Source organism: Gracilibacillus ureilyticus (assembly GCF_900111195.1).
Classification (GTDB): Bacteria; Bacillota; Bacilli; order Bacillales; family Amphibacillaceae; genus Gracilibacillus; species Gracilibacillus ureilyticus.
In genome coordinates, this window is the sequence record NZ_FOGL01000020.1 from 11,468 (window position 1) to 35,516 (window position 24,049).

Annotated in this window: 20 protein-coding genes; 3 read left to right on the forward strand and 17 right to left on the reverse strand. The window is 38.3% G+C overall.

Translation table 11 applies throughout. The features are described 5' to 3' along the window. Positions 1 to 345: 345 nt before the first annotated feature. From manA to BMW36_RS16615, 10 genes are all read right to left on the reverse strand, one after another. Entirely contained in the window at positions 346 to 1,302 is a 957-nt protein-coding gene (gene manA, locus BMW36_RS16570) for a mannose-6-phosphate isomerase, class I (RefSeq protein ID WP_089743175.1), read from the reverse strand. A 307-nt stretch (positions 1,303 to 1,609) separates the two neighbouring features. Next, positions 1,610 to 2,842 (reverse strand): S1C family serine protease, encoded by a 1,233-nt coding sequence (locus BMW36_RS16575; protein ID WP_089743177.1) that lies wholly within the window; start codon positions 2,840 to 2,842, stop codon positions 1,610 to 1,612. Positions 2,843 to 2,895: 53 nt separating this feature from the next. Continuing rightward, positions 2,896 to 3,693, reverse strand: coding sequence for an MBL fold metallo-hydrolase (locus BMW36_RS16580; protein WP_089743179.1), 798 nt, complete (start codon positions 3,691 to 3,693; stop codon positions 2,896 to 2,898). Between the two features lies 1 nt (position 3,694). After that, positions 3,695 to 4,624 carry a two-component system regulatory protein YycI gene (locus BMW36_RS16585; protein ID WP_089743181.1) on the reverse strand — a complete coding sequence of 310 codons (930 nt, stop codon included), beginning with the start codon at positions 4,622 to 4,624 and terminating at the stop codon, positions 3,695 to 3,697. Beyond that, positions 4,605 to 5,972: a YycH family regulatory protein gene (locus BMW36_RS16590; protein WP_089743183.1), complete on the reverse strand. Its 1,368-nt coding sequence runs from the start codon at positions 5,970 to 5,972 to the stop codon at positions 4,605 to 4,607. The genes BMW36_RS16585 and BMW36_RS16590 overlap by 20 nt, the downstream gene beginning before the upstream one ends. Beyond that, the gene (gene walK, locus BMW36_RS16595) at positions 5,969 to 7,801 is read right to left on the reverse strand and encodes a cell wall metabolism sensor histidine kinase WalK (protein ID WP_089743184.1); all 1,833 of its coding nucleotides are present in this window, start codon (positions 7,799 to 7,801) and stop codon (positions 5,969 to 5,971) included. The genes BMW36_RS16590 and walK overlap by 4 nt, the downstream gene beginning before the upstream one ends. A 6-nt stretch (positions 7,802 to 7,807) precedes the next feature. Continuing rightward, positions 7,808 to 8,512, reverse strand: a complete 705-nt coding sequence (gene yycF, locus BMW36_RS16600) for a response regulator YycF (RefSeq protein WP_089743186.1) — start codon at positions 8,510 to 8,512, stop codon at positions 7,808 to 7,810. A 269-nt stretch (positions 8,513 to 8,781) separates the two neighbouring features. Next, entirely contained in the window at positions 8,782 to 10,203 is a 1,422-nt protein-coding gene (locus tag BMW36_RS16605; RefSeq protein ID WP_089743188.1) for a M23 family metallopeptidase, read from the reverse strand. 302 nt (positions 10,204 to 10,505) lie between these two features. Next, a complete protein-coding gene (locus BMW36_RS16610; protein WP_089743190.1) occupies positions 10,506 to 11,792 on the reverse strand; it encodes an adenylosuccinate synthase in 1,287 nt (428 codons plus the stop codon). 271 nt (positions 11,793 to 12,063) lie between these two features. After that, entirely contained in the window at positions 12,064 to 13,695 is a 1,632-nt protein-coding gene (locus tag BMW36_RS16615) for an FAD-dependent monooxygenase (RefSeq protein ID WP_089743192.1), read from the reverse strand. Between the two features lie 193 nt (positions 13,696 to 13,888). Here BMW36_RS16615 and BMW36_RS16620 point away from each other — a divergent pair, with 193 nt between their 5' ends. Next, positions 13,889 to 14,473, forward strand: coding sequence for a TetR/AcrR family transcriptional regulator (locus BMW36_RS16620; protein WP_089743195.1), 585 nt, complete (start codon positions 13,889 to 13,891; stop codon positions 14,471 to 14,473). 108 nt (positions 14,474 to 14,581) lie between these two features. Here the strand turns inward: BMW36_RS16620 and dnaB are convergent, their stop codons facing one another. The 4 genes from dnaB to BMW36_RS16640 all read right to left on the reverse strand — a co-directional run bounded on the left by dnaB (position 14,582) and on the right by BMW36_RS16640 (position 19,683). Further along, positions 14,582 to 15,943 carry a replicative DNA helicase gene (gene dnaB / locus BMW36_RS16625; protein ID WP_089743197.1) on the reverse strand — a complete coding sequence of 454 codons (1,362 nt, stop codon included), beginning with the start codon at positions 15,941 to 15,943 and terminating at the stop codon, positions 14,582 to 14,584. Between the two features lie 346 nt (positions 15,944 to 16,289). Continuing rightward, on the reverse strand, positions 16,290 to 16,736 hold the full coding sequence (rplI, locus tag BMW36_RS16630; protein ID WP_089743199.1) for a 50S ribosomal protein L9: 447 nt from the start codon (positions 16,734 to 16,736) through the stop codon (positions 16,290 to 16,292). Beyond that, positions 16,733 to 18,715, reverse strand: a complete 1,983-nt coding sequence (locus tag BMW36_RS16635) for a DHH family phosphoesterase (protein ID WP_089743202.1) — start codon at positions 18,713 to 18,715, stop codon at positions 16,733 to 16,735. The genes rplI and BMW36_RS16635 overlap by 4 nt, the downstream gene beginning before the upstream one ends. 32 nt (positions 18,716 to 18,747) lie before the next feature. Then, positions 18,748 to 19,683 carry a YybS family protein gene (locus tag BMW36_RS16640; protein ID WP_089743204.1) on the reverse strand — a complete coding sequence of 312 codons (936 nt, stop codon included), beginning with the start codon at positions 19,681 to 19,683 and terminating at the stop codon, positions 18,748 to 18,750. 153 nt (positions 19,684 to 19,836) lie between these two features. Here BMW36_RS16640 and BMW36_RS16645 point away from each other — a divergent pair, with 153 nt between their 5' ends. Together BMW36_RS16645 and BMW36_RS16650 are read left to right on the forward strand one after the other, a co-directional pair. After that, positions 19,837 to 20,613 (forward strand): HAD family hydrolase, encoded by a 777-nt coding sequence (locus BMW36_RS16645; RefSeq protein WP_089743206.1) that lies wholly within the window; start codon positions 19,837 to 19,839, stop codon positions 20,611 to 20,613. A gap of 265 nt (positions 20,614 to 20,878) precedes the next feature. After that, positions 20,879 to 21,151 carry a YesK family protein gene (locus BMW36_RS16650; protein ID WP_175480508.1) on the forward strand — a complete coding sequence of 91 codons (273 nt, stop codon included), beginning with the start codon at positions 20,879 to 20,881 and terminating at the stop codon, positions 21,149 to 21,151. A gap of 85 nt (positions 21,152 to 21,236) precedes the next feature. Here BMW36_RS16650 and serA read toward each other — a convergent pair whose 3' ends face one another. The 3 genes from serA to ssb all read right to left on the reverse strand — a co-directional run bounded on the left by serA (position 21,237) and on the right by ssb (position 24,043). Then, on the reverse strand, positions 21,237 to 22,823 hold the full coding sequence (gene serA, locus BMW36_RS16655; protein WP_089743210.1) for a phosphoglycerate dehydrogenase: 1,587 nt from the start codon (positions 22,821 to 22,823) through the stop codon (positions 21,237 to 21,239). 442 nt (positions 22,824 to 23,265) lie between these two features. Further along, a complete protein-coding gene (rpsR, locus tag BMW36_RS16660; RefSeq protein WP_054788569.1) occupies positions 23,266 to 23,496 on the reverse strand; it encodes a 30S ribosomal protein S18 in 231 nt (76 codons plus the stop codon). Between the two features lie 28 nt (positions 23,497 to 23,524). Next, positions 23,525 to 24,043 (reverse strand): single-stranded DNA-binding protein, encoded by a 519-nt coding sequence (gene ssb / locus BMW36_RS16665; protein WP_089743212.1) that lies wholly within the window; start codon positions 24,041 to 24,043, stop codon positions 23,525 to 23,527. Between the last annotated feature and the right edge of the window lie 6 nt (positions 24,044 to 24,049).

Consider the following 24,049-nt stretch of genomic DNA (forward strand, 5'->3'; position numbering starts at 1 on the left):
TTTTCCCGACGCGATGGCTTTCAGATCACCTCCGAACTTCTTCGCTCCAATTTTTCCCGACGCGATGGCTTTCAGAACGCATCCGAACTTCTTCGCTCCTACTTTCCCCTCATGCGATGGCTTTCAGCAGCACTAAAGAGGCACCGATTTCCTTGCGTAGCGTTTCCGTTCCTGCTTTCTGGGCTTTTCAATTACGCATTTCCTTAGTTGCTGAATAATCATGTCTTCATCATCTTGTACTTCAGCTATAAATATCTTTCGGAAAATTAAATGTTTGTATTTACAAGAAAGGATATAAAAAAACCGCCCCCCATTACCATTGGGGCGATTTTTCTATAAAATAGTTTATGTATGTGAAACAATAAATTCTCCATTGCCTTCTAATTTGTATTTGTCCACTGTCGCCGGGATGATAAAGTGATCGCCTTTTTTAATCGTATAACTTTGTCCATTTACTGTTACTACAGCTTCACCTTCGACAAGGCTTACCTGAAGAAAATCATTATCCCTTACTTTTTCAACAGATCCTTCCAGCTTCCAGTGGTAAACGGTAAAATACTTCTCCTCCACCAGCTTTTTGCTAACCAATCCCTGATTTTTTTCAACTGTCTGATTTAACTGAGGGGTCTCATGTGGAACTGTCGTTACTTCCTTAGCCTGCTTCAGGTGCAGTTCTCTTGTATTTCCTACTGCGTCTGTCCGATTATAATCATATACCCGATAAGTGATGTCAGAACTCTGCTGTGTTTCTAATATGACAATTCCCTTGCCAATCGCGTGAATCGTACCACTTGGCACATAAACAAAATCACCTGCTTTTACAGGTACTTTCCGCAATAGCTCATCCCATTTTCCATCATCTATAAGTGCCTCTAATTCTTCTTTTGTCTGGGCATGATGGCCGATAATTAATTCTGATCCTTTTTCTGCACTCAGCACATACCAGCATTCCGTTTTTCCGTATGCTTCATTTGCCTGTTCACGGGCATATTTATCATCAGGATGAACCTGTACAGATAAGTTATCATCTGCATCAAGGATTTTTATCAATAATGGATATGCCTCATTATTATCACTTGATTTATTAAAAAGCTCTCCATGATTTTCCCATGCGTCAAGCAGATTTTTCCCTTCTAAAGGACCATTGATGATCTTGCTAGGTCCGTTCGGATGTGCGGAAATGGCCCATGCTTCTCCAGTCCGTTCATATGGTATCGCGTAGTGAAATTCTGTGTGTAACTTTTTCCCGCCCCAAATCCGTTCCTGAAATACCGGCTGCAAGAAAATTGGTTCTTTATACATTATTCCATCACCTCATCTATGATTCATACTCATCTAAAGATACTATCATCCTGTGTAAAAATCAAACTAGATCCTCCAATTTATCCACATAACGTCCTGAATCCCTATAATTATTCACATGTTAATAACGAAATTCATCACATATCCACAAACTTATCCACATACCCACATTTCCGTGTACATATATTGTACAGAACATAAATTCTAGTACAATATACATACATCTATTCACATGTCATCCACAGTTTGTGGATAAACAAAATAAAAGTGTGGATAAAAGCTTGTTGCTCACTTTTATCCACACTTCTTATTCATACGCTAACGTTGTTAACTCAACGGTTGTTTCCTGTTTTTCACCCTCCCGGTAAAAAACAACGGTTAGTGCTTCTCCTACTGTTTTCTTTTCATATAGGTGTTTTCTTAAATCAACAATGTCTCCAACAGGCTCTCCATCTAGTTCTGTAATCACATCATATGCCTGTAATCCGCCTTCATCGGCAGGTGACAATGGTTCCACACTTCGGATATATATTCCTTGCTCCACCTCATCAGGTAAGTTTAAACTTCTTTCCCATTCGATTTCTGCTACCTCATTTAAGGAATATGCCTCTACTCCCAAGAATGGTCTGGTTACTTCCCCTGTTTGTTCTAATTCTTCGATAATTGGTCTGGCATCATCGATCGGGATCGCAAATCCGATACCTTCTACAGATGATTCAGCAATTTTCATTGAATTAATTCCGATTAATTGCCCTTGCATATTTATTAATGCCCCGCCACTGTTTCCGGGGTTAATTGCTGCATCTGTCTGGATAACTTCTGACTGCCAGTCTGCTCTTCCGTCTCCATTAAAGTCCTGTGGGATTGCACGCTGCTTCCCGCTGATAATCCCCTGGGTTACAGAACCAGACAAATACATTCCGAGAGGATTACCAATCGCAATTGCAGGCTCTCCGACATGGACATTATCTGATTGCCCCAGTTCAATTGCTTTTTCCGCATGATTTGCATCCATTTCCACAACAGCTAAATCTGTATACATGTCACTTCCGATTAACTGTGCTTCCACTTTTTCCTCATCAGATAATACAATCTCTACCTGGTCTGCACCCTGGATCACATGGTGGTTTGTTACAATGAACGCTTTGTCTCCATCAATTTTGTAAATCACTCCAGATCCTGTACCTAATTCACCGGACTGTTCCTGAAACCATAAATTTGATTGTGACTGAATATTTACAACACCTACGACTGCCGGTGAAACTTCTGTCACAATGTCCGTTATATTTGATGAAATATCAACCTGGACATTCTGGACATCTGATGGCACATTATTAGGATCTTCATTACCATCCTGGTCTGCATTTATTGCTTGTTTTTCCCCAATGATCACTTCATATGGTAACAAATCATTTTTTACAAGGGCAGGCAATACGAGCGCAAATAAAAACGCACCAAGTACCAGACCAATAACTAAAGGAATCATCCAGTTGCTTTTTCTGCTTTTTTGTCTTGGATAATGATCATCATAGTATCCCAATTTGGTCACCCTTTGCCATTTTTTATTGATTATCCTTATAATATGCTAAGAAATTAACCAACATCATATAAAGGTGTAGGCACTTTCGGATCTGTATCATGTAAACTGATATGATCGCCAACAGAAAAACCGTAGTCGTTCAGGCCATGCTCTACCGACATGCGTGCTAATTCCTTCATATTATTATCTTTACTTAAATGTGCCAAATAAATACGTTTTGTTTTGTCATCAATTATATCTTTCAGTGCAAGTGCACAATCTTCGTTTGATACGTGGCCGGAATCACCGAGGATTCTCCGCTTCACACTCCATGGATAGCGACCCATCCGGAGCATTTCCACATCATGATTTGCTTCAAAAATAAGGGCATCTGCACCTTCTACTGTTTTCTTAATTCTTTCTGACACATAGCCTAAGTCAGTGACAAGGGCCACTTTTTTCCCGTTATGATGAAAGGCATAAAACATCGGATCAGCCGCATCATGTGACACTGCAAATGATTCCACATCTATATCACCAAATGTCTTAGTTTCTTCCATATTGAATAAAAACTTTTGGTCTGTTGTTATTTTCCCGATGGAATTCTCCATAGCTTTCCATGTTTTCTCATTGGCATAGATCGGTAAATTATACTTTCTTGCGAAGATACCAAGACCCTTAATATGGTCACTATGTTCATGTGTAACTAATATCTTGGAAAGTTGTCCTGGGTCAATATCCACTTCTTCAAAAAGCCTTGTCATTTCTTTTCCGCTTAAACCTGCGTCTACTAATATTTTTTCCTTATCTGTTCCTATATAGAAAGCATTCCCCGTACTTCCGGAAGCTAAAACACTAAATTGAAAGGTCATTCTAGTTCACTCCATCTGATAACTCGATATTCTGTAGCAATTGATTCAGAAACTGTGTGATATCCTGCTGTTCCCAATCAGGGTCCAATGGCTGAATCGCCCCAATATCACTTACGACATACTCCTGTATATCATTTCTCATTTCTGAAACAAATTCGTTCTCGTCTCTTGTTGAAATATGTCCCTCTACTGCGTTTGCATAATAATATTCAGAGTCATTTACTTCCACTCCCCATGTAGGGATTAATACTTGTACACCATTTGGTAATGGCAATAAGTTGTGATAGCCAAATTCCATTTTTGATATAGTAGAACCTGACTGAATGCTGTTACGTCTGAACAAATCTGAGATAACTTTCATTGGATTTGCCAGACCATATTTTTCTTCAGGCTGCTCTTCTGCTTTCTCGAGGATTGTCTGGACATATGAAGTCATGTCACCATCCTCATTGACATGAATCATCAGGACACCACTCAAATTATAAAAAATCGGGTGATCTATTTTTTGAAAAAATAGATACGTGTTTGTCTTTTCATCAAGAATATAATTTTCCAGGTCATAACTTTCATCATTCCAGATGTTCTCTACAATGTTATCTCCGGCTTCGTCAATATCGAAAGCAACAGGATCATCAAATCTTGAGATGATCAGGTGATCCTCGATGATTAGCATGTCCTGGTTTGGTAATTCCTCAAGGGCAGTCATATCGTCCTCTGACAGTTCTTTCCGCTGTGCATAAAGCATCGACGCCTCTGTAGGTTCCTCAGGAATGTTATCAAGTCCTTCAATATTCCCCTGGATATTCTCTTCTAACGATGCTTCGGGTAAAACAGATACTGTCTGCTGATTTTTAATGAATTGCTGTAATAAGAAAATATCAAGGATAAGAAAGCATAAAATGAAAAGTGTTTTAATTTGTCCCCACTGCATTTCTCTGCCCTCCTTGATCTACAACCATATCCCTCGTTATAATCTCCCAGCCATTATATGTTTCCACACACCATGTCGGGATTAGATCATATACCTGCTCCTGCTGTTCAATCCGGTAACCTAACTGGATATTTAATATCCGGTTCATTTCATACTGCTCGCTTTCTTCAAGAAAAGCTACCAGTTCCTCCGCACTCATCAGTTTTCTGTCTGACCGGTCATATGACTGTGCTAATATCATCAGTGGTCTCGTATATTTAAAAACTTTGCCATTGCGGTACTCCAGTGACATTGTAGCAATATCCTCAAGGGAATTTGATGAGAAAACAGGGTAATTATTATAGACCATCCGGTACTTTATATTACGTAAAGATGTATTCAGATCATATAAACGGTACTTAATGTTCTCTGACTTCTCTGTAAACCAGCCATTGTGTGAATTAATGTGCTCTAACGAATTAGTGAGAAGCTGGTCTCCAATCCCCTGTATGGCAGTACCTTCCATCTGTTCATTTTGTGTGATGTCATCAGTTGAAAAATCAGTAAATTCCATAAAATATCCTCTGACTACCATTTGCCTTGTTCCATCTGAATAAGTCTGGCCACCTTCAGGGTTCGGTGAATTTGCCACATCCTGAGGGTTTTGGAAAAAGATACTTTGGAACGTCTGTGTATCCGGGCTGATCGTAGTGTAACGAAACTTCTTCCCTTTAATATTTGCATCTTTCGGGATATATATCGTCTGGCTATTGCGCACTTCGACAGGCAAATATGTGATAAAATCCCCCACAAGCAGCAATTGGTTAAAATGTTCAATCACTTGTGGCATGTTCTGGATATTTGCCCTTATATCAATTCCGTAAGGATCACTGTTTTCAAAGATGATTTGATTAGAGTCTCTGTTTTCGTCTAAAAAGAGTTTAATGCTTTTAAACTGGGTATCGATGGATACTGGTCCCTCAGTAGAAATGATTTCAGCTATATAGCTTGATGGCATGGATGTCGGAAAAACAAGTTCCACATAATCAACAGACTCATCGATCCGGTTATTTTCCTCAAGCATCTTAAAGTCGTATAAATGAAGATTGGAAACATAGTCGAATATTTCAAGTTCTTCTTTTTTATTTTCGTATCCTACAGTCGTTCCATTTGTATGAAAGACAATCTGATATGGCTCAATCAAATTCTTTTTATTTTCCTCCATGCCTGCCAATTCTGCTTCTGTTGTCTGATCAGCATCTTCAGCAACCTCATAGGCACGGTCATAATTCCATATCGCTAATGTTAACAGAAAGCTTAGTCCAACAAGAAAGGTGAGAATAATCGTTTTCGCTAATTCGAATTTCATCTTCTACCACCCCGCTTTAAATTCATTAGTGGTAGTGTAAAATAGATGGTTGTGCCTTGTCCTTCTTTACTGTTGGCCCAGATATGACCATGATGTGCTTCGATAATTTCCTTGGAAATGGCAAGTCCTAAACCAGTACCACCTAATTCACGCGATCTTGCTTTATCTACCCGGTAGAAACGCTCAAAGATCTTGTCTACCTTTTCTCTTGCAATTCCCAGCCCCTGATCCTGTATGCTGATTTTAATCCGCTTTCGCTCTCTGATTAACTGGAAAGTAATTTTACCACCTTCCGGAGAGTACTTTATCGCATTTGACATAATATTATCGATAACCTGGGTAATCTTATCTGTATCAATCCAGACCTCAATTTTCTCATCAGGTACTTTTCTTTCGATATCGATCAGTTCTGTCTTATTCATATCAAACCTGTCCAGAATATGATGAACTAACGGGACAAGGTCTGTCTGTTCTTTATTCATTGTCTTATCTTTATGATCCATCTTCGATAATTGAAGTAAATCATTCACAAGACGGATCATCCGGTCTGTCTCATTTTGAGTGACATTTAAGAAATGTGGTGCCAATTCTTTATCTTCCCATGCACCCTCGTTTAATGCTTCGATGTAACTTTTCATTGTTGTGAGTGGTGTCCGCAGTTCATGGGATACATTGGAAACAAATTCCCGTCGTTCTCTTTCCACTTTTTCCTGTTCGGTTACATCACTAATAACTGTAATAAGACCCGTAAATGTTTCCTCTTCATCCTGAACAATAGAAAAATTTGCCTTCACTAAAAATAATTCCTCATCTGTACTAAAATCAATGGTCAGAGATCCTGTCTCTTCCAGCTCTTTTACATCAATTACCTTGTCTTCCATTTGCAGAACTTCTACGATCATTTGGCCTTTTGCCTCTTCAGGAGCAATGCCGATCATGTTGGAAGCAGGGCCGTTAATTAATGTAATTGCCCCATTTTCATCTGTCGCAATTACCCCATCGGACATATTGGAGAGTACTGAGCTCAGTTTGCGTCTTTCTTCTTCCGTCGTCTGGTTAGCAAGCTTTAACCGATCATTCATATTGTTGAAGGTAATCGCCAATTGGCCAATTTCATCTGCTCCATATACGTTAACTTTTTTCGAGAAGTCTCCCCGTGCCATTATCATTGCCTGCTTTCGCATCTCGGTGATTGGTTTCGTAATCGACCGTGCAACAAGAAAACCGAGTACAATCGACACAACAATTGCCAGCATGGTTGCATTAAGGAATATCTGTGTCACATTTTCTAATAGAGTATATATTTCCTCAATTGACGCATCCACTTGCAACACACCTACAGGGTTGCCGGTTTCACTATCAACAATCGGAACCGTCCGCCTTAATGTTCGATCATTATTATACTGATTGCGGAATAATTCCTCCTCCTGCTGGTCAAACTGGAGGGCTACGCTTATATTACTGTCACCTGTGACCCTTTTCCCAATCCGTTCAAGTCTACCGTCAGCCCCTATTACACGCAACTGGGTATCCACTACCTGCAAATCTGTAAAAATATCAGCAGAGTACCTGTTGATAATATCCTTTACTTCATCCTGCAATGTCGGGCCATCTTCATCTCCAGTTCTATCTTTCGTTAACACTTCCTCAAGGTTGGTTACAAGTATCTGCACCCTTTCCTCAAAATTGCTTTCAAAGTTCTTATTCAGGTTATCCTCAAGCTTGTTAACGAAATACGCCCCAACAACCTGAATAGCTAATAACAGAAACAGTATCAAAACAATAATTATCTTCAGTCGAATCGATTGAAAGAAACCTACTCTATTCATGAAAGATTACTCCTGCTCAGGATTCCGCAAATAATAACCGACACCTCTTCGTGTAACAATCCATAAAGGATTACTTGGGTTGTCTTCAATTTTCTCACGTAAACGTCGCACCGTAACATCTACTGTGCGGACATCTCCGTAATAATCATATCCCCAGACGGTTTCTAAAAGGTGTTCCCGTGTCATTACCTGCCCAATATGCCGTGCCAAGTAATGGAGCAATTCAAACTCACGGTGTGTTAACTCAATATAATTTCCATCTCTTGTGACAGTATAGGCATCCGGATGAATCACTAAGGAACCAATTGTAATATCATTTGTATCACGTTTTTGCTGATCCGGTTCCTGATTCAGTCTTCTGAGATTCGCCTTCACCCTTGCAATAAGTTCACGATTACTGAAAGGTTTGGTCACATAATCATCAGCACCTAGTTCCAGTCCCAGGACTTTATCTATTTCTGCATCTTTTGCTGTCAGCATAATAATTGGCATGCTGTGTGTTTTTCTTACCTCACGGCAGACTTCATTTCCATCCTTGTTTGGCAGCATGATATCCAGCAGAATTAAATCAGGGTTTTCATTGATCGCATATTCTATCGCCTGATCCCCGTCATATGCGCAAATTACATCATAGCCTTCTTTTTCTAAGTTGAACTTTAATATATCGGCAATCGGCTTTTCATCATCTACAACTAATATTTTCTGACTCATAAAAGCACGTCCTTTTTTATATAAAATGTTTTTAGTATACTTTCCTAATTATCTATTTTAACTGATATTTGCTCAAATGTCTTTTCTTCTCCATTTAATCCGCTTAACAAATCATTTCCAATCAGCAAAAATGATAGAATGATTATCAATGAGCGGTTGTTCTAATAATCGGGTCTTCTGGCTGTAGTGATATTGAAACGAAAAACCCCTGCTACTATGCGGTAACAAGGGTTTAAAATTATCATTTTAGGGTAAATATATTATATGTTCTAGAAAAGACCGGCTGGATTAATTAATGAACCATTTTGATATACTTCGAAATGGAGATGGATACCAGTAGAGTTACCTGTTGTACCCATTACACCGATCGTACTGCCTTTTTCCACTGTTTGACCAGCAGAAACACTGATTGAAGATAGATGTGCGTAAACGGTGCGATATCCATTGTTATGGTCAATAACTATTTTGTTGCCATAACCGCCGTTATCCCAACCTGCTGAAACTACTGTTCCGTTATCAGCTGCTAAGATGGAACGGTCGCCTACACCTGCAATATCGATGCCTTTATGGTGTGAGCCCCAACGTTCACCCATATGGCTGGAAATGTAGCCACCGACTGCCGGCCAGTGAAAATCTCCAGATCCGCGTGATGGAACTACTTTTGTTCCTTTCACAATCACTTCATTAACAGCTTCTTTCGTAACCGTTTCTTTCACTACTTCTTTGTTAACTGTTTTTCCATTAATTTTCTGGATTTGGTATTGTACTTCTTTCTCGCCGTCAGAACCTTCCTGCTTTACTTCTTCGTCGCCTTTGTACATAGATTCTGATTCTTCAATTTCAGTTTCAAATTCAATCGTCTCTTCTGTCTTTTGTTCCTCTGTTACTATTACTTCAACAAATGGCTTTAATACCGTAACATTCAGCTCATCGCCAATCTGGATTAAAGAGTCTTCAGTCAACCCCGGGTTAAGCTCCATTAACTGATCCAGCGTCAGATCATGTTTGGATGCAATGGAACCAAGAACATCGCCTTCCGCTACAGTATATTTTTTGTTTTCCAGCGTACCTTTTTCTAAAAGTGTCAACCCTTCCTGAACTGTTAACACTTCAGCTGCTGCCACTTTCTCATCCTTTGTTGAAAAATCTGCCGTTAAACTGACATCCGTAATTCGTGACTCTCCAACAGATATTGCTTCAGATTCAGAACTGTTTTCAAGTCTGTCTAAAACTTCTGCACTGACGAATTTTTCTTTATATGCCTGAATTACCTGTTCTGCTTCTTTCTCATTGGCGAAGTAACCAACTGTTTCACCGCCAACAATTAGTGCACTTGCTTCCACTTTTACCGTCAATTCTTCTTCTAAGTAATCAATTACTTCCGTTTCTGTTGTCTGAGCGGTAAAAACTGTTTCTGGAACATATGTAATGTTCTCATCAATTGTATACGTATATTCTGAATGTTGAGTTTCTTCTTTTAAGTTTTCTAGCTTGCGTTCTACAAAGTTAGCAATTTGCTGCTGGTCATCTACTATTCCGATATGCTCTCCATCTACATATACATGATAGATTTCCGATAATGCTGTTTCATCAGCGGATACAGTTGGAGCGGCAATACCGAATCCTATTAAACCAGCTAGCATTGTGTTTCTAACTGTTTTCTTTATATTCTGGATTTTACTTTCTCGCATCGTGCTTTTCCTCCTATTTCCCTAAAATGATCCATTAATATCTTTAATTCGAATGAATCACCTTTATTAAGGTAACATATAACAATATTAGGTGAAAAGGCTTTACACCGTAATGTAACATAACTGTATAATAACTTCCATAAATTAACATAAGTTTTGTCGATTAATCAAAAATGAAGGAAATATAAGAGAAAAGACGGAGAAACTATATTTAAATGGCAGAAAATTAAAAATAAGTGTTCGTATCCTGCCAAAAAAACCGGACGATTATTATCGCCCGGTTTATCCATTATGCATTCTATTTAGCTGTAAACACTTCGTACTACATTTGTCTGTGAACGGTCTGGTCCAACAGAGAAAATAGATAAAGGAATACCTGTCAGTTGTGACACTCGTTCTAAATAATGACGTGCATTTTCCGGAAGTTCATGGAGATTTTTTACACCCGTAATATCTTCCGTCCAACCTGGAAGCTCCTCATATACCGGCTCACATTCTGCAAGGACTTTCAAGCTTGCAGGGAATTCCTCCATAATCTCACCCTTATACTTGTAAGAAGTACATATCTTTAATGTTTCAATTCCTGTAAGAACATCAATAGAGTTTAAAGAAAGGTCCGTAATTCCGCTGACACGGCGGGCATGTCTTACAACAACACTGTCAAACCAGCCTACACGGCGAGGGCGTCCTGTTGTTGTCCCATACTCATTCCCTACTTCACGGATGCGGTCACCAACTTCATTCTCAAGCTCTGTCGGGAATGGTCCATCACCAACACGTGTTGTGTAGGCTTTCGATACACCAACAACATGGTTAATTTTTGACGGGCCAACACCGGAACCGATTGTTACACCACCTGCAATCGGATTGGATGATGTAACGAAAGGATACGTACCCTGGTCGATATCCAGCATAACACCTTGTGCACCCTCAAATAATACACGTCTGCCGTCATCTAATGCGTCATTTAACACAACAGATGTATCGACAACGTATTTTTTAATCTGCTGACCATATTCATAATATTCTTCTAAAATATCTTCTATTTTCACTAAATCTGTTTCGTATACTTTTTCAAACAGACGGTTTTTCTCTTTCAGGTTACTCTCAAGCTTCTCTTTAAAAGCTTCCTTGTCTAAAAGGTCTGCAATTCGGATACCGACACGAGCTGCTTTGTCCATATAAGCAGGACCGATCCCTTTACGTGTTGTACCGATTTTATTAACACCTTTTTCATCTTCCTGAAGTGCATCTAATTTTAAGTGATATGGCAAGATGACATGAGCGCGATTGCTGATACGTAAATTATCTGTACTCACACCTTTGTCATGCAAATATGCTAATTCTTCTACTAGTGCTTTCGGATCGATAACCATTCCATTTCCTAATACACAAATTTTATCATCAAAGAAGATCCCTGAAGGAATCAAGTGCAATTTATATGTAATCCCATCAAATTTAATTGTATGACCTGCGTTATTTCCACCTTGGTATCTTGCTACAACTTCCGCATTTTGTGAAAGAAAATCTGTAATCTTTCCTTTACCTTCGTCTCCCCACTGTGTTCCCACTACTACTACTGAAGACATATACGGCACCTCCGCCTAATCATTTTATTAACACGTTAATAATTTTATCAATCAAACTGGCCAATGTCAATTTTACACACGAACATTTTTCTGATTATCATCTGCATTGTTCGTATAAAGTGGAATTGGTACAAATTAGTACGGCTCCGAACTTAGTGGTTATCCCTTAACATGACTTCAATAATACGTCCGTTCTTCACACAAAAATAGAACATTCAATATATGAATGCTCTATTGCTCTTAGTCCATTTCTTCACTAGTAAAAATCCGCCTAATGTGGTGCTTTATTAAGAAATTTGTGCATGCGAGCGAGAATCGCCTCATTATCCTGTTCTATAGTATGAAACCCTACATGGGCATCAGGACGGATAAACATAGTATGGCCATTACGTAACGTAAGTTTCTGTTCAAATTCTCTGTAAACATCATAAATAACCGGCAGTTGATTGCCCTCCATATTTGGAACCCCACCTTTGACTACAAGAAATGTTTGTACCAAGTCACCAAATTTACTGGATATTTGCTCTTCCAGAAGGTTGGCATACCTTATGACATCTCCTGTTTGTTCTTCCATATAGACAAAACAAAGAAATGACTGTTCTTGCAGCAAATGATATAACCTTCTATCTGGTACTTCTTTATATAAAAATAAAATATCTGGAATTCTGTCACCAGCTTGTAAACTGTTCATTTTCAACCGGGAGTCTGCCAACCTTTTATTGATGGGTGTGGAATCATAATGATATTTAATATGAGATAAGTTATTGGCAATATGATATTGAATTCTGGAACTTGTTAACAACCCTTTCGTCAAATAATTTCGAAACTTCCCAACTGTTGCTTTTGTCGATATAAACCTTAATAAACGGCTGGTCTGTTGTAGAATATCCTTTGCTATCGGCCGTCGTTCTTGATCATAGGTTTCAAGTAATGCTGTTTCTGCATGTTCTTTTATAACCGTTGAAAGTTTCCAGCAGATGTTTGTTGCATCTTGTAAACCTAAATTCATCCCCTGGCCTCCAAGCGGATTATGAATATGGGCTGCATCTCCAACAAAAAAGACGCGACCATACTGATAATTTTTCACTTGCTTATGGGCGGTTCCAAAATAAGTGAGCCACTTTGCATCATCGATCTCAATCGATGTATTTGCTACGTAATCAATACTTTGTTTCAATTCTTGTAATAAAAGTTTATCATGTTTTTTTCTTTTTCCTTGTATGGAAAGATCTAGTCCTACTACTCGAAATGTTCCATTCAGATATGGGAAAAAAACAATTGCACCTCTTTCATTAATAAAACCAGTGATCATGGAATGATCCACTGTTGATGTTTCCACGTCTCCAAGAAAAAATGTCTTTCCTTCTTTATCCCCGATAAATTCAACCCCTAACCTCTCTCTTACCTTACTGTGGGCACCGTCACATGCGAGTAGATATTGTCCCTGATACTCGATTATCTCACCATCTTTTACTACTGTTACAACAACACTTTCATTATTATTTATTACATCTATTAGTTCTTCTCCTCTATTAATTGCTCCACCTTTGTTATTAAGATGGTTTTCAAGTATCTCTTCGGTTTCTGTTTGAGGAATAGCAAGCATATAGGGAAATCTGCTTTCGATTTGATGCAAGGCTAATAAAGATGCCTTTTGTTCGCCCATATATAGTTTTGCCCCATGTCCCGGGTAGCCACGCTCGATAAATGAATCAGTAATTCCAAGCAAATCCAGCATTTCTAGTGTTCTTGCATGGATACCCATTGCTTTTGAAAAAACAGAGCGATTCTTTTCTTTTTCGATACAAACATAGTCGATTTGATAATGGCTCAATTGATTTGCTGCCATTAAACCCGACGGACCAGCCCCTACAACAATCACATCTGTTTGTACTTTCTTCATAAAATACTCCCTCTTCTCCTTCTATAAAATTTACATAGTGTATGTTTTTACTACAACGTGTTGTATAATCTCATTATAAATAGACCATAAAGGCCGTACAATAGATGATTGATAGCATTTTGTAGTAAAAACAACACATTCGAAATTAATGTAATTTTTATCTGTAATAATTAACAATTTGGGGGTAATTGTAATGAAAAAGGTAGATCCAAGAGTGAAAAAAACACGGAAATTTTTAAAGGAGGCATTAATTGAATTAATTGAGGTTAAGGGATTTGAGGCAATTACAGTGAGAAATCTTGCAGAAAAGGCAGAAATAAATAGGGTCACATTTTATCAGCATTACCATGATAAATATGATTTGCTAGAACAAACAATCGATACTATGTTAAAAGATTTTATTGAAGCAGTAGCACCTAATAAACGGGAAGAATTAGTCACACACAAAGATGAAACTAACAGTGTTTACTTACAACTTTTTCAGTTCGTGTACGACCACCAATCTTTTTTTAAAACCATGCTAGGTGAAAATGGCATTACTTTATTTCAGAATCAAATGACTATCAGTATCCAGCATTTTGTAGCCGATACTTTAGCCCAGCTGGCTCCAAATGAAAATAACGCTAAAGTCCCAAGAGATATTGTTGTCCATTATGTAGCAGCCGCAAGTATTGGATTAATCAAATACTGGGTACAAACCGGAATGACCTACTCCCCACACTATATGGCAAAACAATTAACATTTTTAGAAAGGAACGGACCGATTAATGCAATTTAGAAAAATATGACACGAGAAATGCCCCCGCTTTTCTATTAACGCATATTACAAAGTTCCCAGTTAATGTTCATAAAAAAATAAGACCATGTATAGAAAACTATACTGGTCTTATGCTGGTGGTATATCACTGTCCTGGTATCTGTGCTCCAAATCAACAAACTTATTATATTCCTTTACAAAGGCAAGCTCTACTGTACCAACAGGACCGTTCCGCTGTTTTGCCAGAATGATTTCTATAATGTTCTGTTTCTCAGATTCTTTGTCATAATAATCATCTCTGTATAAAAATCCAACAATATCTGCATCCTGCTCAATACTTCCCGATTCACGTAAATCGGACATCATCGGTCGTTTATCCTGTCTTGATTCCACACCACGGGATAACTGAGACAGGGCAATAAGAGGAACGTTTAATTCCCTTGCCAGTCCTTTTAATGAACGGGAAATTTCAGAAACCTCCTGCTGACGGTTCTCTTTTGAATTAATACTACCCTGAATAAGCTGCAGATAATCAATTAAGATCATGCCAAGTCCGTGCTCCTGTTTCAATCTTCGGCATTTCGAACGGATTTCACTAACCCGGATACCTGGTGTATCATCGATAAAAATCCCTGCATTTGACAAACTTCCCATCGCAAGAGATAGTTTACGCCAATCTTCCTCTTCTAATGCACCTGTTCTTAATCTTTGGGCATCAATATTTCCCTCCGCACAAAGCATACGTGAAACTAACTGATCTGCCCCCATTTCAAGACTGAATATCGCTACATTTTCATCTGTCCGGATCGCTACATTTTGAGCTATATTAAGTGCGAAGGCGGTCTTACCAACAGATGGTCTTGCTGCAACGATAATTAAGTCATTACGCTGGAACCCTGATGTAATCCGGTCCAAATCGCGGAAGCCTGTCGCAATTCCAGTAACTTCCCCTTTATTTTTATGCAATTGATCTATATTATCATACACATCTATTAATACATCTTTTATATTTTTAAAAGCTGAAGAATTTTTCCGGTTCGAAACTTCCAGAATACGGCGTTCCGATTCGTTCAATACTTCTTCTACTTCATCTTCTTTGTCAAAACTGTCTGTTACAATATCTGTTGCCGTCCTGATCAACCTGCGCAGAATGGATTTCTCTTCAACAATCCTGCAATAGTAAACAATGTTTGCGGCTGTCGGCACTGCATTTGCTAAATCACTTAAATAAGAAACACCGCCGACATCGTCCAGTTGTTTATTATTCGACAAACTGGTCGTTACTGTTACAATATCGATCGGTTCACCTTTGTCCGCTAATGTCATCATTACACGGAAAATGATCTGGTGGCTTGCCCTGTAGAAATCTTCGGGCAGCAAAATTTCGGAAGCAGTTGAGAGCGCATCAGGCTCTAAAAAAATCGCACCTAATACTGCTTGTTCTGCTTCCATATTCTGTGGTGGTGTCCGGCCTTGTAATGCATCACTCATTTATTTCACCTCTCAGGATATATATCTATAAGAATACTATTATATAAATTTCTGCAAAGAAAAGCTATGGTAATTTTTTGACGTAAAAAAAATGATGCGTGTACTAAATTAAATCAATTTACTCAAAACCAAATGATGACGGTGTAACGAAGCCTTGCCCGCAGTAAAGAAGACACTACAAAAGCGATTTTTACTTGAGTAGATGTCGCACTTATGCCCTTGGGTGAAAGCGAGTGTCTTTGCGGAGCGATGGTAGAACATCTCATTCAAGAAGAATAATCCGAACTATTTGACGACAATAGTTCGGATTATTGTGCTAATAAAATATTTTATCCCAGCTTCATTTTTATGCTTCTACAACGTGTACTTTTATTGTTCCTGAGACTTCGGGATGAAGTTTTACTGGTACATTTGTATATCCTAGAGAACGGATTGGCTGGTCTAATTCAATTTTACGCTTGTCCATTTTTATATTATGGGATTTTTTTAACTCTTCTGCAATCTGTTTACTTGTAATGGAGCCGAATAATCGTCCCCCATCACCTGATTTGGCAGTAAGCTTTACTTCCAGTTTTTCCAGCTTTTCTTTTAACTGTTTTGCCTCATTCACTATTTCTTCTTCCTGTTTTGCCTGTTTGTTTTTCTGTGCTTTTAATGCACTCATATTTGCCTGATTTGCTTCAACTGCCATGTTATTTTTGAAAAGGAAATTTCTTGCATATCCGTCAGATACGTTTTTTACCTCACCTTTTTTCCCTTTTCCTTTAACGTCTTGTGTTAAGATTACTTTCATTCCTGATCTCCTCCTTCGTAATACTCATCAATTATCTCTTTTAGCCACTCATATACATCAATAACAGACATATCGTCAAGTTGTGTGGCAGCATTCGTTAAATGACCGCCGCCGTTCATTTTTTCCATAATTACCTGAACATTGACTTTGCCAAGTGAGCGGGCACTTATACCAATTCTTCCATCCTGCCGCTCAGAAATAACAAATGAAGCTTCGATCCCTGTCATAGTTAATAAAGTGTCTGCAGCTTGTGCGATGACGACAGGTCCATAAGTTTCTCTGTAATTTCCAACAGAAATAGCAAGATTTCCGCGATAGATGTTCGTATTCTCGATTAAACGGCTCCGTTTCACATAAATATCAAGGTCCTCTTTGAGGAACTTCTGTACAAGAACGGTATCTGCTCCTCGTGAGCGCAAATAGGAAGCTGCATCAAACGTTCTCGAACCTGTTCTTAATGTGAAACTCTTTGTATCAACAATAATTCCTGCAAGCAGTGCTGTTGACTCAAGCATATTCAGCTTTAATTTATTCGGCTGATATTCCAGCAGCTCTGTTACAAGCTCTGCAGTCGAAGAGGCATATGGTTCCATATAAACAAGTGTAGGATCCTCAATAAATTCTTCTCCTCTTCTGTGATGATCGATCACAACGACACGCTCTGTTTTATTAACAAGCTTTTCTTCAATGGTAATGGAAGGCTTATGTGTATCTACCACAACAAGCAGTGTATCCTTTGTTACAATATCCAGTGCGGATTCAGGGTCAATGAAATGTGACCATAGTTCGTCATCTTCTTTAATTTCATCAACCAGCCGCTGGACACCTGTATCAATATCATTTTCATCAAGAACGACAAAACCTTCCACATCATTAGCCAAAGCAATCTTCAATACGCCGATTGATGCACCAACAGAATCCATATCTGGCGCCCTGTGCCCCATAATGAGCACCTGATCGCTTTCTTTTACTAACTCTTTCAATGCATGGGAAATAACCCGTGCTCTTACTCTTGTCCGCTTCTCCATCGGATTTGTTTTTCCGCCGTAAAAACGGACTTTCCCTGATTGTTCATCTTTCACAACAACCTGGTCACCACCCCGGCCTAATGCCAGGTCAAGACTTGATTGAGTTAGCTCACCTAATGATGGCAATGTTTCACTGCCCAGTCCAATCCCGATACTTAGGGTAAGCGGAACACTACTGTCTGTGATCAGCTCCCTTACATTATCGAGTATTTCGAACTTGGATTTCTCCAGTTGTTCCAGGATCTGTTGATTAAATACTGCCAGAAAGCGTTCCTGTGAAATCCTTTTTAAATAAATCCCATTCTCATTCGACCAGTTATTCAAGTGTGAAGTTACCTGGGAATTTATCTGGCTCTTTGCTGTATCATCCATATTCTGTGTAATCTCCTCATAATTGTCGAGGAAGATAATACCAAGCACGGTCCTTTCCTGATGATAAAGCTGCTGTAATTCTGTTTGTCTGGTGCGATCAAAGAAGTATAACAGCCGGTCGTCCCTTTTGTTATAAACCTGGTAGTCAGAGTTATTGATATGCAGCCAGAAGCTCTCTTTATTAGTATCTTTCATTTGAGGTATAATCTCATCTGATAATATCTCCAGATCTTCCCCTACCAGTGTTTCTTCTTCGGAAAACTGATTCATATACGGATTCGCCCACTCAATCTGATTTTCTTCTCCGTAGAGGACAATCCCGAAAGGCATTTCCAGCAGAGCTTCCTCTCCTACCTTTTTTACCCTGTAAGATATAGTAGAGATATATGCCTCTGTCTGATTAACTAATTGTTCTTCTTTCTTTATACTGTAATATAACGAAATAGTATAAAAAACACTCATTACAATACCTAAGATCCAATGATAGTAAAATAATATGACTAACAGAATAAAGGATAATAGATAAATGCCTATAATATGTCTGCCTATTTTAGGTTTCTTGAAGAATTCTAACGGCATTTCTTTCAGCTCCTAACTAAAGCATACGTATCTTACTCAGAAACTCTCTTTTTCAATTCGAATCCTAAATCAATTATACCTAAGATTCGAGCCAAATAAAGCCCCATCACCGGAAAAAATATGACGATGATAATACTCATAACAGGGAGTGCCTTCGATTTATTCTTCACATAACTGTAATGAAAAATGAATGACAAACCTTGTAAAATCAATAAAATTCCCGCTAAATTTGATACATTCACTAATATCATCTGGCTAATCCCGTTTTCCGCACTAAAGAGAGAAAAGATCAATGTCAGAAAATAGATCCATAATATCAGTTTGGGCAGCTGGAACTCTCGAAATGGCGGAAAAGAGAGCTTTTCTTCATTTGTTTTATTCACCCATTTGTAACAAAGCCATTGGGTGATTATCGCAAGCACCATCGATATGGCAACCATTACGACTGGAAGCAGCTGCAGGAATGCTAACATTTGCTCCCTGATTAAATTCAGATCATCCGCAGATAATTGAGGTATTCCAATCATCTGAATAATTTGCTCTGTCATTTGAATGGAGTCATCCATTGCATTTGTAAATGAATCTTTAATGGAAATTCCCAATGCTGCCTCTATAAATACATATACACCAACTAAACCAAGTAAATAACCCATTGTCCCTTTAGACCAGGTTTCGTATGGATGCTGCTGTTTTTTCATGGAAAAACCTATCAATAGCCCGCTTAAGACGGCAATCATACTATTCGGTATCGATAAAACGGGAAAAACAATGATACTGAAAATAATGATAACACCGATTGAGAGGGATAATAAATTCCGGTTATACTGTAACACTAACAGCACGACTGGTATCGGCAGCAGGAAGATCAAGATCATTTGCATTAACGGAATCAGTCCACAAATTAATAATAACATGATATACATTATTATATAGAAGAAGTAGTTTTTATTTATCGAATTTTCTTTCATTACCTGTCCCCCTAAAATGAACCCATATATCTTAGCATTATAAACGAAGTATCCCTTTCATGCTATCAGAACCTCTTTATTTAATCCTATGCGAATTACCCATCTTTCTATTATAATAAGAACGGTAGAGAAATGACAGGAGGAGGAATGAATATGGTAAAAACGATTATTTTTGACCTTGATGACACGTTGTTATGGGATAAAAGAAGTGTGAAAGAAGCCTTTGCAGCGACTTGCCAGCTGGCAGCAGATAAGTATGGGGTCGATCAGGAGGAACTGGAAGCTGCCGTAAGAGAGCAGGCCAGAGAATTATACCAAAGCTATGAAACATATGAATTTACCCAGATGATCGGAATCAATCCATTTGAAGGTCTTTGGGGAAATTTCCTTGATGATCATACATATTTTAAAAAGATGGCAGAGATTGTACCAACCTATCGAAAAGATGCCTGGACAAACGGTTTGAAGCAGGTTGGGATAGATGATGCTGAATATGGTGCTTATTTAGCTGAACAGTTTCCGGAAAACCGTAAAAAGAATCCTTTCGTTTATGAGGAAACATTTGACGTATTAAAAAAATTGCAGGGAAACTATCAGTTAATTATGTTAACAAATGGATCTCCTGATCTGCAAAACACAAAATTAACGATCACACCTGAACTAAGACCTTATTTTGATTATATCATTATTTCCGGCGACTTTGGTAAAGGGAAACCTGATCCGAGCATTTTTGAACATGTTCTTGAAACAGCAAAAGCAGATAAAGATGATGCAATCATGGTTGGTGATAACTTAATGACAGATATATTAGGTGCTAACAGGGCAGGAATTAAAAGCGTCTGGATCAATCGTGAGAATAAAACTCCTACAGATGTAAAGCCAACCTATGAAATCAAACATTTAGAAGAGTTATTTGATATTATCCAATAAAGAGAGCTCCATTTCATGCTGATGTTGTCAGTAAAGGGAGAGAAAATACTAAACAGGAGTACAAAACAATGAGCATTTTGTACTCCTGTTTTTTTGACTGCCTTAAAGTTATTTGGGATATTATGTTAAAGTATATATTAGAGGAAAAAGGCTAACTCAAATAACTGGATGGAACTGATCAACAGGAAATGTTCAAGTTCTAAAGCAAGTAAAATGAGGAGCAATTGGGAGATCCGCATTAAAATAAGTATCGGAGGTGGATGGCTTGCATGCACTATATTTGGAGGGTTGGCTGCCAATAATTTTAGTTTGTTTTTTTGTTGCCACATTCATTTGTTTATTAGCAAAGTTTATAAAACGAGTGGTTTTGTATATTGTCTCTGCAGCTCTCATTGTCATATTTTCCGGTCTCTTTCTATACAGTATTTTTGGAATTGGCCGGTGGGATGGAATGGCAATTGGTATCTATTCCGTATCTGCTCTTATTGGTACTGCCATCGGGACAGGTATTAGTCCGTTAATTAAGTACAATAATTGAAGAGGAATTAGATATGATAATTCAAAACGCTCAGAAATCTGAGCGTTTTGTGTGTTAATTATAATAATAAATAAGGTTAGTTAGATTAAAGCTCCATTGCTGTTAATTTTTCTATTTCATCGATTTGTTTTAATGCCTCTATTTCAGCATCTTCTAAATATTTATCAACAGACAGGATCATAATTGCTTCCCCGCCCACATCAGAACGGCCTACTTGCATTGCACCAATATTGATACCTTTTTCGGCAAACATGCTTCCGACTTTTCCGATAACACCTGGACGGTCATTGTGCTTAATAACAACGAGGTTACCTTCCGGCACAACATCGACACTGTATGCATCAACCTGAACAATGCGAGGTCCTAAGCCATTTAGTAAAGTACCTGCAATAGAACGGGTAACATCTTTTGTTTTCACTTCTACTTTTAGTAAATTTGTAAATCCTTTAGGCGATGAAGATTTATTTTCATTTACCTGAATGCCTCGTTTTTCCGCTAAATAAGATGCATTCACATCATTGACATGGTCACCAAGGTGGCGTTTTAACAGCCCTTTAATCGTGTTACGTGTTAATGGTGCAACTTCCAGCTCTGTTAATTCTCCTGAATAAGAGATATTGATCTCTTCCACTACACCACTTGTGAAGTAAGTGAGAAATGTTCCAAGCTTTTCTGATAAATGGAAATATGGTTCAATTTTGTTCAGTACTTCTTTTGGTACAGAAGGTAAGTTAACCGGATTACGTGCTACACCTTCTGTCAGGTAGCGGACAACATCATGACTTACATCTATTGCCACATTTTCCTGTGCCTCTACTGTACTCGCACCTAAGTGTGGTGTGGCAATTACTTCAGGTAATTCCAACAGACGGTGGTCAGTTGCTGGTTCTTCTTCAAATACATCCAGTGCTGCGCCTGCAACCTTGCCTGATTTGATCGCCTCATACAATGCATCTTCATCAATAATTCCGCCACGTGCACAGTTAATGATTCTTACGCCATCTTTCATTTTGGCAAAAGCATCCTTATTAATCATATGTTTCGTTTCCTTAATAAGAGGTGTATGTACTGTAATAAAATCAGCAACTGTAATAACGTCTTCTACTGAGCCAAAATCGATGCCTAATTTATCTGCTCTTTCTTTTGTTAAGAACGGATCATAGGCAATTACGTTCATGCGCTGTCCTTTTGCACGTGCTGCCACTTCCGCACCAATTCTTCCCATACCAATTACACCTAATGTTTTACCTTTCAACTCCACACCTACGTGTGTTTTACGATCCCACTTACCATTTTTCAATGCAGCATATGCCTGAGGAATCTTACGTGCTAAAGACATTAACATCGCAACAGTATGTTCAGCTGCTGAATTAGTATTTCCATCAGGTGCATTCACTACAATGATTCCAAATTCTGTTGCTGCACTTAAATCAATATTATCTACCCCAACACCAGCACGGCCAATGATTTTCAATTTCTTCGCCTGGCTGATAATATCTCTTGTTACTTTCGTCTGACTGCGGACAAGAAGTGCATCATAATCGCCGATCTTCTCTGCCAGCTCATCTGGTGATAAATTTGTTTGTACATCCACTTCAATATCATTTGCTTCTCTTAATGGTTGGATTCCATCTTCACTTAATGGATCACTTATTAATACTTTAAATGCCATGATTGTCCCTCCAATATTTTTATCGCTGTATGATGATACGTGAAATATTTCACTTTCTATCAACTGTCCATTTCATTCATTCTCTATTATAACATCATTATAATAGCAGGTGCGATGATAAATTGTTTGAATTAACAAAAAATTTAATCATATAATGTATCTTTTAGTTTTTTCTATCATAGCAGAATGAGGGTTTTTGTCAAGATTTTATTACCTATTATTCGGTTTTCAATTTAAAATATATGGTTTCCGTTTACATTATTAAAATTATTGAAACCAAAACCGAACAATTAGATAAGGTAATGTTCGGTCAGCAAGTAAATAATCAATTGATCTGGATCAGAATAACAGGCAATAGCTGCCTTATGAATGGAAACTATATCTCTAACAAAACAAAAAAAAGACACTACAGGAGAAATCCTATAGTGTCTCTTTCGAAGTATTATTCACTTACGTATGGTAATAAAGCCATTTGACGAGCGCGTTTAATAGCTCTTGTCAATTTACGTTGATATTTTGCAGAAGTTCCTGTTACACGACGAGGAAGGATTTTCCCACGTTCAGAAACAAAACGTCTTAAAAGTTCAACATCTTTATAGTCAATGTGTGTAATACCGTTCGCTGTGAAATAACACACTTTACGACGCTTAGCGCGTCCACGACGAGCTGCCATTGTTCATAACCTCCTTTGATGTTTGAAATTAGAATGGTAAATCATCATCAGAAATATCGATCGGTTCTCCACTATCCTGGAATGGATTGTCACCACCGTTATTTCCCTGATTATTTGAATTATTTTGATTGTTGTTATTTTGATTATATTGATTAGGTTGATTCTGTCCCTGGTTTTGATTATAACCTTGGGATCCCTGGCCTCCAGATTGTCCTCCTTGTGAACCGCCTTTTGATTCAAGGAACTGTACAGAATCGGCAACAATTTCTGTTACAAAAACACGTTTTCCATCAGGATCATCATAGCTTCGTGTCTGAACACGACCATCCACACCAATTAATCCGCCTTTGCTCATAAAATTGGCTAGGTTTTCTGCTGGCCTTCTCCAAACAACACAGTTAATAAAGTCGGCTTCACGCTGTCCCTGCTGATTAGAGAAGGGGCGATTAACTGCGATGGTAAAGTTAGCCACAGCTACTCCACTTGGTGTATAACGTAAGTCTGGGTCTTTCGTTAACCTGCCGACAAGTACGACACGATTCAACATCAGAAC

Coding starts and splice junctions, on each gene's coding strand:
- BMW36_RS16605 (WP_089743188.1), bottom strand. CDS start 10,203: ATGCGAGAAAGTAAAATCCAGAATATAAAGAAAACAGTTAGAAACACA.
- serA (WP_089743210.1), bottom strand. CDS start 22,823: ATGGCATTTAAAGTATTAATAAGTGATCCATTAAGTGAAGATGGAATC.
- manA (WP_089743175.1), bottom strand. CDS start 1,302: ATGTATAAAGAACCAATTTTCTTGCAGCCGGTATTTCAGGAACGGATT.
- BMW36_RS16645 (WP_089743206.1), top strand. CDS start 19,837: ATGGTAAAAACGATTATTTTTGACCTTGATGACACGTTGTTATGGGAT.
- dnaB (WP_089743197.1), bottom strand. CDS start 15,943: ATGAGTGATGCATTACAAGGCCGGACACCACCACAGAATATGGAAGCA.
- BMW36_RS16580 (WP_089743179.1), bottom strand. CDS start 3,693: ATGACCTTTCAATTTAGTGTTTTAGCTTCCGGAAGTACGGGGAATGCT.
- BMW36_RS16590 (WP_089743183.1), bottom strand. CDS start 5,972: ATGAAATTCGAATTAGCGAAAACGATTATTCTCACCTTTCTTGTTGGA.
- ssb (WP_089743212.1), bottom strand. CDS start 24,043: ATGTTGAATCGTGTCGTACTTGTCGGCAGGTTAACGAAAGACCCAGAC.
- BMW36_RS16640 (WP_089743204.1), bottom strand. CDS start 19,683: ATGAAAGAAAATTCGATAAATAAAAACTACTTCTTCTATATAATAATG.
- walK (WP_089743184.1), bottom strand. CDS start 7,801: ATGAATAGAGTAGGTTTCTTTCAATCGATTCGACTGAAGATAATTATT.
- BMW36_RS16610 (WP_089743190.1), bottom strand. CDS start 11,792: ATGTCTTCAGTAGTAGTAGTGGGAACACAGTGGGGAGACGAAGGTAAA.
- yycF (WP_089743186.1), bottom strand. CDS start 8,512: ATGAGTCAGAAAATATTAGTTGTAGATGATGAAAAGCCGATTGCCGAT.
- BMW36_RS16615 (WP_089743192.1), bottom strand. CDS start 13,695: ATGAAGAAAGTACAAACAGATGTGATTGTTGTAGGGGCTGGTCCGTCG.
- rpsR (WP_054788569.1), bottom strand. CDS start 23,496: ATGGCAGCTCGTCGTGGACGCGCTAAGCGTCGTAAAGTGTGTTATTTC.
- BMW36_RS16585 (WP_089743181.1), bottom strand. CDS start 4,624: ATGCAGTGGGGACAAATTAAAACACTTTTCATTTTATGCTTTCTTATC.
- rplI (WP_089743199.1), bottom strand. CDS start 16,736: ATGAAAGTAATCTTAACACAAGACGTTAAAGGAAAAGGGAAAAAAGGT.
- BMW36_RS16635 (WP_089743202.1), bottom strand. CDS start 18,715: ATGCCGTTAGAATTCTTCAAGAAACCTAAAATAGGCAGACATATTATA.
- BMW36_RS16620 (WP_089743195.1), top strand. CDS start 13,889: ATGAAAAAGGTAGATCCAAGAGTGAAAAAAACACGGAAATTTTTAAAG.